This window comes from Oribacterium sp. oral taxon 078 str. F0263 (assembly GCF_000469565.1).
Taxonomy (GTDB): Bacteria; Bacillota; Clostridia; order Lachnospirales; family Lachnospiraceae; genus Oribacterium.
The window spans coordinates 223,997-239,147 of sequence record NZ_KI273122.1; the positions used below are offsets into that span (position 1 = coordinate 223,997).

Consider the following 15,151-nt stretch of genomic DNA (forward strand, 5'->3'; position numbering starts at 1 on the left):
GAAAGAAGAGAAGAGCGCGATTTCCGAAGAGCTGTCAGGATTGCGGGAGCGCGAAAGCGCGGAGCAATCCGAAAGCTTATGCAGGGGAAATGAAGCGGCGGGGCGCGCCCGTGCGGGCACGGGGGCGCGTCCCGACATCCGGCGAGGCAACAGATCTGAGGAAAAAAGCGCTCGAAAGGAGAGAAGAGCGCGATTTCCGAAGAGCTGCCAGGATTGCGGGAGCGCGGAAGCGCGGAGCAATCCGAAAGCTTATGCAGGGGGAATGAAGCGGCGGGGCTCGCACAGATGGAATAGCTTCCATAGAAATTGGCTTTGCAGGGGAAAAAAGCGGCGGTCCGGGCGCAGGAGAGCGGCAATGAAAATCAATCTTATCTATCACAGCGGCTTCAGTCTGGAGCTGGAAAAGAGCATCCTGCTCTTTGACTGGTACAGGGGGGAGCTTCCGGAATTCCAAAGGCGGAAGGACGGAGAGGAGAAGGATTATTATATTTTTGCGACGCACAGCCACAGCGACCATTTCTCAGAGAAAATCTTTTCCTTGAGAAAAAACGGGAGAAGGACGCACTATATCCTCTCCTCTGATATTCGGGAAAAGCTTCCCCCTTCCCTCTCTTCGGACTGCTCCTTCCTCTCCCCGGGGGAAAGTCTTTCCCTTCCCGGGCTCTTCGTGCGGGCTTTTTTCTCCACGGACCTCGGCGCGGCCTTCCATGTGGAGATCGAAGGAAGGAACATCTTCCATGCCGGAGACCTGAATCTATGGTACTGGGAGGGGGAGCCGGAGGAGGAGAATCTCTGGCAGGAGAAGAGGTATCGGGAGGAGATCCGCTCCTACCGGAATTTCCTCGGAGGAAGGACGCTGGACTGTGCCTTTCTCCCGCTGGACCCGAGACTGGAAAAGCATGCATTGGACGGATTCCTCTATTTCCTGGAGGGGATTTCCGCCCGGGCCTTTATCCCGATGCATTACTGGGACTCTGTTTCCGAGGCGAAAGCCTATCTCTCGGATCCGCGGCTCTCCCCCTGGCTCGATAAGATTCATTTTTTGAAAAAGACAGAGGAATTCGATCTGCAATAAATTTCTCTGCCCCACGTCGCAGTCGAAAGAGATTGTATCTAAGGAGATTGTAAATGAAGAGATCCCTGTCAGTATTTTTCTTTCTTTGCTTTTCCTCCTTTCTTCTCGCTTTTCCGGCCTTTTCCTCCCGCCTTGTGAGCGGAAGCCACGCTGTCTCTTTTGACAGCGGAAAAGCAGAGGCAGATAAGGCGGAAAGCGGAAAGACGGAAGAGAGCAAGGCGGAGAGCGGAAGGATGGAAAAGACGGAAGAGAAAAAGGAAGAGGAAGAGGAGGCGAAGCTCCTCGCCGCGACGAAGACTTCGGAAAAAACAAAGCAGATCATCCTAAAGCTGGATCACCGTCTCTCCCTTTGGAACAAAGGGGAAGATGGACGCTGGAAGAAGGCCGCAGAATACTACTCCGGGCACGGAAGAAACGGTTTTAAAAAGGCGGAAGAGAGGAGAGAGGGAGACGGTACTACTCCCATCGGAAGCTTCCCCATCCTGTTTTCCTTCGGACAGGGGGACAAGCCGGAAACGGAGATGAGCTATCGGAGAATCAGCCGGAACTCCTATTGGTCTTCCGGGAGAAAGGACTATAACAGCTGGGTGGAGAGCGGGAAGAAGATCGAGGGAGAGCATCTCATCGAATATCCGATCTGCTACCAGTATGCAATGGCCGTCGGCTTCAATCAAAATCCTGCAGTCTTTGGCAGAGGTTCCGCGATTTTTCTCCACATCAAGGCGCCAGATACCTGGGAAAGCTCGGGCTGCATCACTCTCGAGAAGGAAGCGCTCCTGGAGCTTCTCCGCCTTTGCCGGGACGGCTGCTATATCCTGATCATTCCGGATGCCTCCTCCATCGGAAGCTACTAAGCCAAGGCACCGGATAGCTGGGAAAGCTCGGCTGCATCACTCTCGAAAAGGAAGCGCTCCCGGAGCTTCTCCGTCTTTGCCGGGACGGCTGCTGTATCCTGCTGCCTCCTCCATCGGAAGCTGCCAATACTGCAAGCTCGCGGGTCTAATCGAGCACGGCGCTGCAGCGCCCGGGGCCGAGAGATCCTTTTCTCTTTCGCTGCCTGAAATAAACGCGGCGTCTCTTCTGTCTGCCTGCTGATAACAAAAAGGAAAGGGGAAGCTCCCCCATGAAGCTAAGAAAACGTCAGATCCGGGATTATTTCTTTCTTTTTCTCGGAGTCCTGCTCATCGGAATCTCCTCTAAAAATATCTATTCTCCGATGAACCTGATCATCGGAGGCGTCTCCGGCGTCTCTATTATACTGAATCATCTCATCGGCATGCCGCTTTGGCTCAGCAATACCGTGATCAACATACCCCTCTTTCTCATCGGCGGCCGGGTCAAGGGCTGGAGATTCATCCGGAGAACCTTCTTTGCGACGATGCTTCTCTCCCTCCTTCTCTGGCTGATTCCAGATGTCCCCATCATTCCGAAGCAGGATCTCTTCCTCTCCTCGATATTCGGCGGCATCATCATGGGAATCGGATCGGGGCTCATCTTTCTCGCCGAAGCCACAAGCGGCGGGACGGATCTTTTAGCCGCAATCATTCAAAAGTATCTGAGGCACTATACGCTTCCGCAGGTCATGCAGTTTCTGGATGCCATTATTGTTCTCTGGGGGCTTCAGATCTTCGGCGTGGAGCATGCCCTCTATGCGATTGTCTCGATCTATGTCTTTACCCGGGTCTCGGACGGTATCCTGGAGGGGATGCATTTTGCGAAGGCGGCCTACATTATCTCCGCGAAGTCGAAGGAGATTGCAGAGAGGATTCAGAAGGACATGGAGCGCGGCGTGACGGGCATCCCCTCCCACGGACTCTACAGCGGCGCAAGCTTTGAGATGCTCTACTGCGTGCTCTCCAGGAGGGAAATCACGAAGCTCAAGGATCTCGTCCACGAGATCGACGAACGGGCCTTTCTGATCATCGCCGATGTGCGGGAGGTCCTCGGCGAGGGCTTCAATACCTACAAAGAGTGAGATGAACGGCTTTCTCTGGAAAAACAAAAGAAAGATCGGAATGGCGCTCTCAGGGGCTCTGGCGGCCCTGTCCTGCCTCCTTGTGCCGCGGGACACAGGAATCCTACGGGCCTTGGATACCGGATTTCTGTCTCTGCTTTTTGGCTATCTCCTGCTCCAGGCGGCTCTCAGGGATTCCGGTCTTCTGAGGAGCGCAAGTCTCTGTCTCCTCCGGAGGGTAAAAACTGTGAGGGGACTCTGCCTCCTTCTATTAGTGCTAAGCTTTCTCTCTTCCCTTTTCTTCGGAGAGGCCGCGCCCCTTTTTTCTTTGATTCCCTTCAGCATCCTCCTCCTCTCCGCTCTGCCGGATTCCAGGGCCCTGCTGATCCATATCCTGGTCCTCGAGACGATTGCCGCGAGCCTGGGAGGGATGCTCCTTCCCTTCGGAAATGTGCAAAGCCTGTATCTTACTCAGAGCCATGCTGTCTCTCTCCTTCCCTTTCTGCGCCTGATGCTTCCGTATGTCCTGCCGGGCTGCCTCCTTCTTTTCTTCTTTTTCGTGACCTTTCCGATCAAAGGGGCGGAGTTTCGGATCGAGGAGGAGAGAGGGGAGGGGACAAAGCCCTTCAGGCTCTTCCTGCTCTTTTCCCTCTACCTTCTTCTCTTTCTATCCGCGGGACGGCTTCTCGCTCCCGAAGCGGCTCTTGTCCCGATGCTCCTTCTCGGGCTTCTCTACGACAGGGGGATTCTCCGGAGGATCGATTATCCTTTGCTTTTGAGCCTTTCCTTCCTTCTTATCCTCTCCGGAAATCTCGCGGGCTCAGAGCTTCTCAGAGGATGGCTTTTCCGGATTTTAAAGGGAAGGGAGTGCGCTCTCTCCATTATTTTTTCCCAGTTCATCGGGAGTGCGCCCTGCGCTTTGCTTTTCTCCCCGTTCGCGCTCAATGGGGGAAGGCTTATCACGGGATGCAATATCGGAAGTCTTGGGATCTTCCTCTCCTCCCTCCCCGCTCTCATAAGCATTCGGCTCTATCTCAGGGTCCGGGAGGGCAATGTCAGGGGATTTTTGATCCATTTCCTCTGGATTCGTCTCCATTTCATGCTGGTGTTTTGCTTTTTCGCATTTTTCAGGAGGAGTTTATGATCCCGGAAAAGAGCAGTATAAGTCCTGTCTTTATGTTTTAGGAAGGAGGAAATGTGAAAATCGGTTTTGACAATGAAAAGTATCTGAAGACGCAGTCACTTCGAATCAAGGAGCGGATTTCAAAGTTCGGGGGAAAGCTCTATCTGGAATTCGGGGGGAAGCTCTTTGACGACTATCACGCAAGCCGCGTGCTCCCCGGCTTTTGCCCGGACTCCAAGATCCGTATGCTGGGGGAGCTCAGGGAGGAGGCGGAGATCGTCATCGCGATCAACGCAGGGGATATTGAGAAGAACAAGGTCCGGGGGGATCTCGGGATCACCTATGATATGGATGTCCTCCGCCTGATCGATGCCTTTCGGGGCTACGGCCTCAGCGTGGCCTCCGTCGTTCTGACCCGCTTCGAGGGACAGGAGAGCGCCGTTTTCTACCAGAAAAAGCTGGAGTCCCTCGGAATCCGCGTCTATCGCCACTACAGCATACCGGCCTATCCCTCCAATGTCCCGCTGATTATCTCCGAGGAGGGCTTCGGAAGGAACGACTATATCGAGACCTCCCGTTCCCTCATCGTGGTGACGGCTCCCGGTCCGGGATCCGGGAAGATGGCGGTCTGCCTCTCTCAGCTCTATCAGGAGCACCGGCACGGAATCGATGCGGGCTATGCCAAGTTCGAGACCTTTCCGATCTGGAATCTCCCTTTGCAGCACCCCGTAAATCTCGCCTATGAGGCCGCGACCGCGGATCTCAACGATATCAATATGATCGATCCCTTTCATCTGGAGGCATACGGGGAGAGCGCGATCAACTACAATAGAGATGTGGAGGTCTTTCCTGTTCTGAACGCCATGTTCAACCGGATCTACGGCAAGAGCCCCTATCAATCCCCCACGGATATGGGAGTCAATATGGCCGGAAACTGCATTATTGACGATGCGGCCGTGAGAAAGGCCGCGGAGCAGGAGATCATCCGCCGCTATTACGCCGCTCTCGTGGAGCTCCGGAAGGGGAGCGGGGGAAAGGAGATCGTCGACAAGGAGCAACTCCTCATGGAGAAGGCAAATGTCGGCCCGGCGGACCGCCCGGTCGTGGCCGCGGCAAAGCAGAAGGCGGAGCTCAGCGGAGGTCCGGCGGCGGCGATAGAGCTCCCCGATCAGACGATTGTCTGCGGCAAGACCTCTCCCCTCCTTGGAGCCTGCGCCGCGATGCTTTTGAATGCGCTGAAAACCCTCGCGGGGCTGGAGGATTCCATCAAGCTCATCTCTCCGGAGATCATCGAGCCGATTCAGCATCTGAAGACGGAGCACCTGGGCAATCACAATCCGAGGCTCCACACGGATGAGATCCTGATTGCGCTCACGATCTGCGCGAACTCCGATGCCAACGCGGAGCTTTGCATGCGCCAGCTCTCCCGCCTCTCCGGCTGTGAGCTGCATTCCTCCGTCATCCTCTCCGGCGTGGATGAAAGGACGCTCCATAAGCTTGGCATTCACATCACCTGCGAGCCGCAGTACCAGAGCAAGAAGCTCTTTCACCACTGAAACTCTTTTACCACTGAAACGAGAGTTTTTCCCGGGGCCTTCCGAGGCCCCTTTTTTTATTTAGAAAGCCCTGCTGCGCAGTCCTGTAATTAACGATTCAGAGGCTCCGGAGGAGAGCAGCGCGGCGGATCGGGCCTTGCTTGCGATCGGGCAGGCATCGATTTTCGAAAATTTGCGGAATACTCCGGGATCAAGATCGAGCAGGGCAGGATCAGTGCGCTCGATACCTCGGAGATCGAGGATGCGAAGGGGATCTTTGCGGGGGCGACTGCGTGACCGGGCCGGCTATCGTAATCCGCGCGATCGCGGCGGAAAAGACGGCGGCCGCCAATATCGATGAGGACCTCGGATATCAGCATGAGCTTCCGTCCGATGTCATACTTCCCCCCGTGCGCTTTGACGACGATGCTCCCACAGGAAGGATCAATATGCGGGAGAGAGCGGCAGAAGAGAGGGGGAAGGAATACGCCGGTCATGGACGGTATGGTCATTTTGCCGCGGGGAAATTTTACAAAAACATTTCGGACATGAGATTAGGGATTTACTTTTTGTGTCCGATGTGTCATAGTATGGGGAAAAGGAAAGTTTATGCATCCCGCCTTGTATGAATTTTTGAAAAAGCGGTGCAGGACTTGAAACGCTTCCTGCTTTCGTGTATATTTCCTTTCATATTTTATACTATTTCAGGAGGAGAGATATGCCGAAGTACATCGCGAAGCGTGTCCTAATGGCGCTTGTGACCGCTTTTTTAGTGGCGACCCTTACATTTTTCGTCATGAACATGGTCCCCGGGGGACCCTTTCTCGCAGAGAAGGCAGTGACGCCGCAGGCGCAGGCCGCCATGGAGGCAAAGTACGGGCTGGACAAGCCCCTTCACGTCCAATATCTGACCTATATGTCGGGGCTTCTTCATGGGGACTTCGGCCTCTCCCTTAAGAAGAGGGGGCGGACTGTGGCGCAGATCATCTCCACGAAATTTCCGGTCTCCGCGAGGCTCGGGGGCATCGCCCTTCTGGTCGCCGTCTTTTTCGGAGTGCCCTTTGGCTCCGTGGCCGCCTTTAACCGCGGAAAAGCGGTGGACAATGTGCTCGTGGTCTTTTCCACGGCGGGGATTGCGGTTCCGTCCTTTCTCTCCTCGACGCTTCTTATGTTTATCTTTACGACGAAGCTCAATCTTCTCCCCTCTCTGGGCTTGAAAAATCCGCAGAGCTATATCATGCCGGTGATCGCTCTTTCGCTCTATCCGGCCTCCTATATCGCCCGCCTGATGCGCTCCTCCATGCTGGATGTGATGGGGCAGGACTATATGCGGACTGCGCGCGCAAAGGGCGTGAGCAATTTCATGTCGATCTTCAAGCACGCGATGAGAAATGCGATTCTCCCCGTCATCACCTATCTGGGACCGCTCCTTGCCTCCCTCATGACGGGCTCCTTCATCATCGAAAAGATCTTCAATATCCCGGGTCTCGGCTCGGAGTTCGTGGGAGCGATCACCTCCCGGGACTATCCGATGATCATGGGTACGACGATCTTTCTCGCGGTCTTTATCATCGCAATGAATGTGATCGTGGATATCACCTACGCGATTGTGGACCCGAGAATCAAGCTGAGATAAGGAGAGTGGAGGGATGGAAGAAAACAGGAAAACAAACTCGCTGAGTTTTCAGCCTGCTCTGGATGACTTTGCCCCGGCGTCAGTATCCGAGAGGGAATCTCTCGTCGTCATGAGGGAATCCGTCAGCTTCTGGCGGGACGGAATCCGGCGCTTTCGAAAAAACAGGATCGCGATGTCCGCTCTTTTTATCGTCTTTCTCATCGTCATCTTCTGCTTCATCGTACCGACGTTCTATCCCTATCAGTACGAGCAGCAGATGAAGGGATCGGAGAGACTCTCTCCCATGCAGTATTCGAAGACGGAGCAGGAGAGCATGGCACGGGGAGAGAAGGTTTTTCCCCACTTTCTCGGAACGGATCAGAACGGGCGGGACTATATGATCCGGGTTTTGGTCGGCGGCAGGGTATCCATGACCGTCGGCCTCGTGGCCTCCTTCCTCATCCTTTTGATCGGCTCCGTCTACGGATCGATCGCGGGATACTTCGGAGGCATGGTGGATATGATTATGATGCGGATCGTGGACATTATCTATACCGTGCCGGATGTGCTCATCATCATCCTCCTCGCACAGACCCTGAAATATCCGCTGGAAAAACTGGGGAACGCGCCGGGCTTTGGCTGGATTCAGAAGCTCGGGCCGAACATGGTCTCCATGTTCCTTGTCTTTGCGCTCCTCTACTGGGTCGGCATGGCGCGGATCGTCCGCTCTCAGATCATGGTCTTAAAACAAAGTGAATATGTCACCGCCGCAAAGGCGCTGGGGGCAAATGACAGGCGAATCATCGGAAAGCACCTGATTGTGAACTGCATCGGGACTCTGATCGTCACAACGACGCTCCAGATTCCGAGCTCGATCTTTACGGAATCCTTCCTCTCCTTTCTGGGACTCGGGGTTCAGGCACCGATGCCTTCCCTCGGCTCTCTCGCCAGCGCCGCTCTGAACGGCTTCCAGACCTATCCGGAGAAGCTCTTTGCCCCGGCCTTCCTGATCTTCGTCATCATCCTGAGCTTCAACCTGCTCGGAGACGGACTCCGGGATGCCTTTGATCCGAAGCTGAAGCAGCAGTAGGGAGGAGAGACTATGTCAGAAGAGAAATATCTTGTGGATATCCGGCATGAGCAGCTCTCCTTTTTCACCTCCGCGGGAGAGGTCAAGGCCTTAAATGATGTCAGCATCCGGATGAAGGAGGGGGAGGTCCTCGGAATCGTGGGGGAGTCCGGCTCCGGGAAGTCGGTCACGGCCTACTCGATCATGGGCCTCACGGCGCAGAACGGGCGTATCGTCGGCGGAAGCGTCGAATTCAACGGGCACCGCATCGATGAGATGAAGGAGAAGGAGCTCCGAAAGATCCGCGGCAGCGAGGTGAGCATTATTTTCCAGGATCCGATGACCTCCCTGAACCCGGTCTGGACGGTCGGAAATCAGATCGAGGAGTCCATCCGCCTCCACACGGAGAAGAGGGGGGCAGAGGTCCGGAAGAGGGCGAGAGAGCTGCTGGAGCTCGTGGGGATCAATGAGCCGGAGAAACGCCTCGGGCAGTATCCCCATGAGCTCTCCGGGGGGATGCGCCAGAGGGTCATGATCGCCATCGCCCTGGCCTGTGAGCCGAAGCTTCTCATCGCGGATGAGCCGACGACGGCTCTCGATGTGACGATACAGGCGCAGATCCTGGAGCTGATGCAGGATCTGAAGAAAAAGCTCGGCATGGGAATCATCATGATCACCCATGATCTCGGAGTCGTCGCCTCGATGTGCGACAATATCGCCGTCATGTATGCGGGGGAGATCGTCGAGTACGGCACGACGGACGACATCTTCTACCGCCCGATGCACGAGTACACAAAGGGGCTTCTTCGCTCGATCCCGAAGTTCCACGAGAAGGACTACGAGCGTCTCATTCCGATCGAGGGGCAGCCGGTGGATCTTCTGAATCCCCCGAAGGGCTGCGGCTTTGCGCCGCGCTGCCAAAGCTGCATGAAGATCTGCCTTGCCAAAAAGCCGCCCCGGACGGATTTCGACGGGCTGCACTATTCCCGATGCTGGCTTTTGCAGAAGGAGGAATTCCTGAAGAACAGGGAGGGGGAGCTTTCGCATGTCTGAGAATCTGCTGGAAATCGAGCATCTGAAACAGTATTTTCCCGTGGCCGGCTCCCGGAAGACCGTGAAGGCCGTGGATGATGTCAGCTTCTTCATAAGAAAGGGAGAGACCTTCGGACTGGTGGGGGAATCCGGCTGCGGAAAGACCACGACGGGGCGCTCCATCCTCCGGCTGACAGAGCCGACAGCGGGGAAGATTGTCTACGACGGAAATGTCATCTTCGATTCCGAGACCGGGAAAAAGGCGGATATGCTCCCCTACCGGAGAAAGATGCAGATCGTCTTTCAGGACCCCTATGCTTCTCTGGACCCCAGGATGACCGTGGGGGATATCGTGGGAGAGGCACTGGACATTCATAAGCTCTGCCGGACAAGGGCGGAGAGGAGAGAGCGGATTCTATCCCTCCTGTCCACGGTGGGCCTGAATTCCGAGCACGCAAACCGCTATCCGCATGAGTTTTCCGGCGGACAGCGGCAGAGGATCGGCATTGCGAGGGCGCTGGCCGTGGACCCCGAGTTCATCGTCTGCGATGAGCCGGTATCGGCACTGGATGTGTCGATTCAGGCGCAGGTCGTCAACATGTTCGAGGATCTGCAGAAGAAGCTGGGCCTGACCTATCTCTTCATCGCCCACGACCTCTCGATCGTAAATCACATCTCCGGCAGAATCGGCGTCATGTATCTCGGGCATCTCGTGGAGATGGCGGATGCGGATGAAATCACCTTTCACTCGATGCATCCCTATACCCGCTCCCTGATCTCCGCCGTCCCGATCGCGGACCCGAAGATCGCGCGCTCCTCGAAGCGGATTATCTTAAGCGGGGATGTGCCCTCCCCCGTGGATCCGCCCTCCGGCTGCCCCTTCCGCACCCGCTGCCTCTATGCGGATGGAAGATGCGCGGAGGAGAACCCGGCGTTCCGGGAGGAAAAGCCCGGCCACTTTGTGGCCTGCCATCATCTGGATAAATTGAATCCGGCGGATCAGGGCAAATCTTAAGCCCGGAGAACGAAATCGGACGGCCTTCGGAGGCCTGAGAGAGGCTTTCGTTTCTGCCATCAGACTTCCCTGACGATTCCGCGGAATCGGACAGCTTTTGGAAGCCTGCGGCACGGCACAGCCTGCCGCTTGTCATAGATCATCCATCTCCGCTTTGAGATGGAGAAGCTTTCATCGTATCCCCTGAGATCTTCCCTGAGAGAAGGACTTCGGAGAGGGGAGACGAAGGAGAGAGAACAAGGAGGGAGTATCATGAAAAAGAAGAATGCGGCCATGCTGCTTTCCGCGCTTCTCCTTTTGGGATCGGCGCTCACAGCCTGCGGCGGCTCCGCGGGCTCCTCGGATTCTGCGGGGACAAAGGGCGCGAAGGAGGGAGGAAGCACGGCGGAGGTCGAGTCCGGCAGTGTGGAAAAGACCTCTTCCGGAGGGCAGCTCGATGTGCAGATCGGCCCGTCCCCGGAGACCATGGACCCGGCCTTAAACTCCGCTGTGGACGGCGGCAATATGATCGTCCACGCCTTTGAGGGACTCCTCAAGTTCGATAAGGACAATAAGATCATCGGCGGACTTTCCGATCAGTGGAACTGCTCGGAGGATGGCCTGACCTGGACCTTCCATCTCCGCCCGGACTTAAAGTGGTCCGATGGCACGGAGCTCACGGCGGAGGACTTCGTCTATTCCTGGAAGAGGCTTGCGGATCCCGCGACCGCCGCGCCCTACGGCTACGATCTCTTGAATCAGATCGAGGGCTATGACAAGGCGGCGGAGGGTGATCTGGATGCGCTCAAGGTGGAGGCCGCGGCAAAGGACAGCTTCGTCGTCCATCTCTCCAGCCCCTGCTCCTATTTTGACAAGATCGCGGCCTTCACCTCCATGGTTCCGGTGCAGAAGGCGACGATCGAGGCGAACGGGGACAGCTGGTCCACAAAGCCCGAAAGCTATGTCTCGAACGGCCCCTACAAGATGACGGAGTTTACGGACGGGGACCGCATCGTCTTTGAAAAGAACGAAAACTACTGGGACAAGGAGCATATCACCTTCGATAAGATCGTATGGCACCTGATCGAGGACGGAAATTCCGCCTACACCGCCTATAAGGAGGGGACGCTGGACATGATGAAAACCGTCCCCTCAGAGGAGATCCCGAGCCTCAAGGGACAGGAGGACTTCCACCTGGATCCGATCATGGGGACCTATTATGTGAGCTTTAACCTGAAGAAGGCTCCCTTTGACAACGAGAAGGTCCGGGAGGCGCTCTCCCTTGCAATCGACCGGGACTATGTGGGAAACACCATCATGCAGGGGACCTATAGCCCGGCGAAGAACTTCGTCGGCCCCGGCGTATCCGATGCGGAGCCCGGGAGCTCCTTTGAGAAGGTGACGGAGGAGAAGTACGGAGATTTCTTCGACAACTCGAAGTATCAGGAGAATCTCGAGAAGGCGAAGCAGCTTCTCGCGGAGGCGGGATATCCGAACGGCCAGGGCTTCCCGGAATTCAGCTATATGGCAAACGACGCCTCCTACCATAAGGCCGTCGCGGAGTATCTGCAGAAGGCCTGGGGAGATCTCGGACTCAAGATGACGATCGATATCCAGGAGTGGAAGACCGTCACCGCGAACCGCCGGAGCGGAAACTATGATACGGCGAGAAACGGCTGGGTCTACGACTGGGACGATCCCTCCAACATGATCAACCTCCTGGAGACAAACAACGGAAACAACGATGGAAAGTACTCGAATCCGGACTTTGACGCGCTCGTAAAGAAGGCGAGAGAGGCCAAGGATCTGAAGGAGCACTATGAGCTTCTCCACGAGGCGGAGCAGCTTCTCCTTAAGGATTATGCGATGGCGCCGCTTGCCTACTACAACGAGTTCTATCTTCAGAAGCCAAACCTAAAGAATACCTGGCACAGCCCCTATGGCTATTGGTTCTTTATGTACGGCACGAAGGAATAAAGAATCGGGGCAGGGCGGAAGCTCTCGGATGGCCTTTTGAAATCCTCGGCCGCGGCAATTGCTGCGGCCGTTTTCTTATGATATAATTCCCCGGTATGCCGCAAAAGCTCATTTGTTTCGGGAATAATGACGAAGAGCGGAAGGTTTTTGAGCCGGGAGGCGGCAGCTTTGGGAATTATTTTATGCGGGCGGTTCCGCCCGGGAGGATGAATTATGAAGAAAAAAAGTGTAGTGCTTCTGAGCGCGGCCCTTTCTCTGGGACTTGCGCTCACAGCTTGCGGAGGCGCGTCGGGCTCCGCGGCTTCTTCCGGAGCGAAGGAGGAGAAGGAGGGAAGCACGGCGGAGGGAGAAGCCGGGAGCGCGGAGAAGAGCTCCTCCGGGGGACAGCTCGACGTGGAGGTCGGCCCGACGCCGGAGACCATAGACCCGCAGCTCAACAGCACAAGGGATGCCTCCGTCATGATTCTGCACGCCTTTGAGGGACTTCTTCGGACCGATAAGGACAACAATATCATCGGAGGACTCGCCGAGAGCTGGGAGAAGTCGGATGACGGCCTAAGCTACACCTTCCACCTTCGCCCGGGCTTAAAGTGGTCCGACGGCACCGATCTCACGGCAAAGGACTTCGTCTACTCCTGGAAGAGACTTGCGGATCCCGCGACGGCAGCGCCATACTCCTATGATCTTATGAATATGATCGAAGGCTTCGATGAGGCGCAGACCGGAAATCTCGATGCTCTTAAGCTAGAAGCCCCGGATGACAATACCTTCCTGGTCCATCTTTCCAAGCCCTGCGACTACTTTGACAAGATCGCGGCCTTCCCCGTCATGGTTCCGCTGCAGGAGAAGAGCGTCGAGGAAAATGGAGACAGCTGGACCACGAATCCGGAGAGCTATATCACGGACGGGCCCTATAAGATGACGGAGTACACGGACGGGGACCGCGTCGTCTTTGAAAAGAATGAGAACTACTGGGACAAGGAGCATATCACCTTCGATAAGATCGTCTGGCATCTGATCAGCGATGCGAACACGGCCTACACCGCCTATAAGCAGGATGAGATCGATATGATAAAGGATGTCCCGACGGAGGAGATCGCGGGTCTTCGGGACAATCCCGAGTTCCGGGTGGAGCCGATCCGGGGCACCTACTATGTCAACTTCAATATTGCAAAGAAGCCCTTTGACGATGCAAAGGTCCGGGAGGCGATGACGCTTGCGATCGATCGGGACTATGTCGCAAACACCATCATGCAGGGCATCTATTCCCCCTCGAAGAATTTTGTCGGGCCCGGAGTCACGGATGCGGCGGAAAACTCTTCTTTTGAGAAGGTGACGGAAGAAAAGTACGGTGATTTCTTCGATAACTCGAAGTATCAGGAGAATCTGGAGAAGGCAAAGCAGCTTCTCTCCGAGGCGGGCTATCCGAACGGCCAGGGCTTCCCGAGCTTCAGCTATCTCGTCAATGACAACGGCTACAACAAGGCGGTCGCGGAATACCTCCAGTCAGCCTGGAAGGAGCTTGGGCTCAATATGACGATCGACGTACAGGAGTGGAAGACGATGACGGTGAACCGCCGCGCCGGAAACTATGATACGGCGAGAAATTCCTGGGTCTATGACTGGGACGATCCCGCAAACCTCATCGATCTTTTGGAGACAAACAACGGAAACAACGACGGGAAATATTCCAGCGCGGAATTTGATGCTCTGGTGGAGAAGGCGCGGATCTCGACCAATCGAGAGGAGCGATTCGATCTCCTGCATCAGGCGGAACAGCATATGCTGAAGGACTATGCCGTCGCTTCCATCGCAAGTCAGAACGATTTCTGGATGCAGAAGGAGAATCTGAAGAACACCTGGCACAGCCCCTCCGGCTACTGGTACTTCATGTACGGAAGCAAGGGCTAGGCAGAGGAAAGAGAGATTTTCTCCGGAGGCCTTCCGGCTCCCGGAGACGGATATGAGAGCCGAGAAAAGAGCTCCGCTATGATTGCCGAGCTCTTTTTTCTATGGTAAACTTAGGAAAATGCGGATTCATTTTGCGGCAGAGAAGAGGATTTTTATGGGAAAAGAGAGAAGAGTGATGCTGAAGCTCTCCGGAGAAGCGCTCGCCGGGGAGAAGCGTTTCGGCTTTGACGATGATATCATCCGGGAGGTGGCCCGGGAGGTAAAGCCTGCCCTGGAGGAGGGGGTGGAGCTCGCGATCATGATTGGAGGCGGGAACTTCTGGAGAGGGCGCCAGTCGGAGTCTGTGGACCGCTATAAGGCGGATCAGATCGGGATCCTTGCGACCGCCATGAACTGCATCTACACCGCGGAGCTTTTCCGCACGGAGGGGATCAGGACGAAGGTCATGTCCTCCATCCCGATCGGCGATATGGCGGAGCTTTTCTCAAAGGACAAGGCGCTCCGCCTCATGAAAAAGGGGACCGTGCTCTTCCTCGCCGGAGGGACGGGGCATCCCTATTTCTCGACGGACACCGGCGTGGTGCTCCGCGCCCTGGAGCTTTCCTGTGAGGAGATCCTCCTCGCAAAGGCTGTGGACGGAGTCTATGATAAGGACCCGAAGAAGGACAGGACCGCGCAGCGCTACGATACGATACCGCTCCGGGAGCTTGTGGATAAAAGGCTTGAGGTCATTGATCTTGCGGCCTCCGTCCTCTGCCTGGAGAATCATCTTCCGCTCGCTGTCTTTTCTCTCCGGGAAAAGCACGGGATCTCCAATGCGCTCAGAGGGAAGATCAACGGGACGAGAGTGACTGCGGTCTGAGCCG

Annotated in this window: 13 protein-coding genes; all 13 read left to right on the plus strand. The window is 55.8% G+C overall.

The window, feature by feature from the left end; translation table 11 throughout:
* Positions 1-355: 355 nt before the first annotated feature.
* The 13 genes from HMPREF1986_RS08285 to pyrH all read left to right on the plus strand — a co-directional run bounded on the left by HMPREF1986_RS08285 (position 356) and on the right by pyrH (position 15,147).
* Positions 356-1,075 carry an MBL fold metallo-hydrolase gene (locus HMPREF1986_RS08285; protein ID WP_021774384.1) on the plus strand — a complete coding sequence of 240 codons (720 nt, stop codon included), beginning with the start codon at positions 356-358 and terminating at the stop codon, positions 1,073-1,075.
* Between the two features lie 53 nt (positions 1,076-1,128).
* A complete protein-coding gene (locus tag HMPREF1986_RS08290) occupies positions 1,129-1,929 on the plus strand; it encodes a L,D-transpeptidase family protein (protein ID WP_021774385.1) in 801 nt (266 codons plus the stop codon).
* A gap of 269 nt (positions 1,930-2,198) precedes the next feature.
* The gene (locus HMPREF1986_RS08295; protein WP_021774386.1) at positions 2,199-3,050 is read left to right on the plus strand and encodes a YitT family protein; all 852 of its coding nucleotides are present in this window, start codon (positions 2,199-2,201) and stop codon (positions 3,048-3,050) included.
* A gap of 1 nt (position 3,051) precedes the next feature.
* On the plus strand, positions 3,052-4,173 hold the full coding sequence (locus tag HMPREF1986_RS08300) for an SLC13 family permease (protein WP_021774387.1): 1,122 nt from the start codon (positions 3,052-3,054) through the stop codon (positions 4,171-4,173).
* Between the two features lie 53 nt (positions 4,174-4,226).
* On the plus strand, positions 4,227-5,708 hold the full coding sequence (locus HMPREF1986_RS08305; protein ID WP_021774388.1) for a DUF1846 domain-containing protein: 1,482 nt from the start codon (positions 4,227-4,229) through the stop codon (positions 5,706-5,708).
* 272 nt (positions 5,709-5,980) lie between these two features.
* Positions 5,981-6,316, plus strand: a complete 336-nt coding sequence (locus HMPREF1986_RS13570) for a hypothetical protein (RefSeq protein WP_021774389.1) — start codon at positions 5,981-5,983, stop codon at positions 6,314-6,316.
* A gap of 89 nt (positions 6,317-6,405) precedes the next feature.
* Positions 6,406-7,323 carry an ABC transporter permease gene (locus HMPREF1986_RS08315; protein ID WP_009214758.1) on the plus strand — a complete coding sequence of 306 codons (918 nt, stop codon included), beginning with the start codon at positions 6,406-6,408 and terminating at the stop codon, positions 7,321-7,323.
* A gap of 13 nt (positions 7,324-7,336) precedes the next feature.
* Positions 7,337-8,392 carry an ABC transporter permease gene (locus HMPREF1986_RS08320; protein ID WP_021774390.1) on the plus strand — a complete coding sequence of 352 codons (1,056 nt, stop codon included), beginning with the start codon at positions 7,337-7,339 and terminating at the stop codon, positions 8,390-8,392.
* A gap of 12 nt (positions 8,393-8,404) precedes the next feature.
* Positions 8,405-9,424 (plus strand): ABC transporter ATP-binding protein, encoded by a 1,020-nt coding sequence (locus HMPREF1986_RS08325; protein WP_009214756.1) that lies wholly within the window; start codon positions 8,405-8,407, stop codon positions 9,422-9,424.
* The gene (locus HMPREF1986_RS08330; protein ID WP_021774391.1) at positions 9,417-10,418 is read left to right on the plus strand and encodes an ABC transporter ATP-binding protein; all 1,002 of its coding nucleotides are present in this window, start codon (positions 9,417-9,419) and stop codon (positions 10,416-10,418) included. The genes HMPREF1986_RS08325 and HMPREF1986_RS08330 overlap by 8 nt, the downstream gene beginning before the upstream one ends.
* Positions 10,419-10,670: 252 nt before the next feature.
* Entirely contained in the window at positions 10,671-12,374 is a 1,704-nt protein-coding gene (locus tag HMPREF1986_RS08340; protein ID WP_036599846.1) for a peptide ABC transporter substrate-binding protein, read from the plus strand.
* A gap of 213 nt (positions 12,375-12,587) precedes the next feature.
* Positions 12,588-14,285, plus strand: coding sequence for a peptide ABC transporter substrate-binding protein (locus HMPREF1986_RS08345; RefSeq protein ID WP_021774393.1), 1,698 nt, complete (start codon positions 12,588-12,590; stop codon positions 14,283-14,285).
* 154 nt (positions 14,286-14,439) lie between these two features.
* Positions 14,440-15,147 carry a UMP kinase gene (gene pyrH, locus HMPREF1986_RS08350; protein WP_036599992.1) on the plus strand — a complete coding sequence of 236 codons (708 nt, stop codon included), beginning with the start codon at positions 14,440-14,442 and terminating at the stop codon, positions 15,145-15,147.
* Positions 15,148-15,151: the final 4 nt, after the last annotated feature.

Excerpts from the sequence above, each read along its gene's own strand:
- HMPREF1986_RS08300 (WP_021774387.1), top strand. The coding sequence starts at position 3,052 with ATGAACGGCTTTCTCTGGAAAAACAAAAGAAAGATCGGAATGGCGCTC.
- HMPREF1986_RS08325 (WP_009214756.1), top strand. The coding sequence starts at position 8,405 with ATGTCAGAAGAGAAATATCTTGTGGATATCCGGCATGAGCAGCTCTCC.
- HMPREF1986_RS08290 (WP_021774385.1), top strand. The coding sequence starts at position 1,129 with ATGAAGAGATCCCTGTCAGTATTTTTCTTTCTTTGCTTTTCCTCCTTT.
- HMPREF1986_RS08315 (WP_009214758.1), top strand. The coding sequence starts at position 6,406 with ATGCCGAAGTACATCGCGAAGCGTGTCCTAATGGCGCTTGTGACCGCT.
- HMPREF1986_RS08345 (WP_021774393.1), top strand. The coding sequence starts at position 12,588 with ATGAAGAAAAAAAGTGTAGTGCTTCTGAGCGCGGCCCTTTCTCTGGGA.
- HMPREF1986_RS08330 (WP_021774391.1), top strand. The coding sequence starts at position 9,417 with ATGTCTGAGAATCTGCTGGAAATCGAGCATCTGAAACAGTATTTTCCC.
- HMPREF1986_RS08340 (WP_036599846.1), top strand. The coding sequence starts at position 10,671 with ATGAAAAAGAAGAATGCGGCCATGCTGCTTTCCGCGCTTCTCCTTTTG.
- HMPREF1986_RS08295 (WP_021774386.1), top strand. The coding sequence starts at position 2,199 with ATGAAGCTAAGAAAACGTCAGATCCGGGATTATTTCTTTCTTTTTCTC.
- pyrH (WP_036599992.1), top strand. The coding sequence starts at position 14,440 with ATGGGAAAAGAGAGAAGAGTGATGCTGAAGCTCTCCGGAGAAGCGCTC.
- HMPREF1986_RS08320 (WP_021774390.1), top strand. The coding sequence starts at position 7,337 with ATGGAAGAAAACAGGAAAACAAACTCGCTGAGTTTTCAGCCTGCTCTG.
- HMPREF1986_RS08285 (WP_021774384.1), top strand. The coding sequence starts at position 356 with ATGAAAATCAATCTTATCTATCACAGCGGCTTCAGTCTGGAGCTGGAA.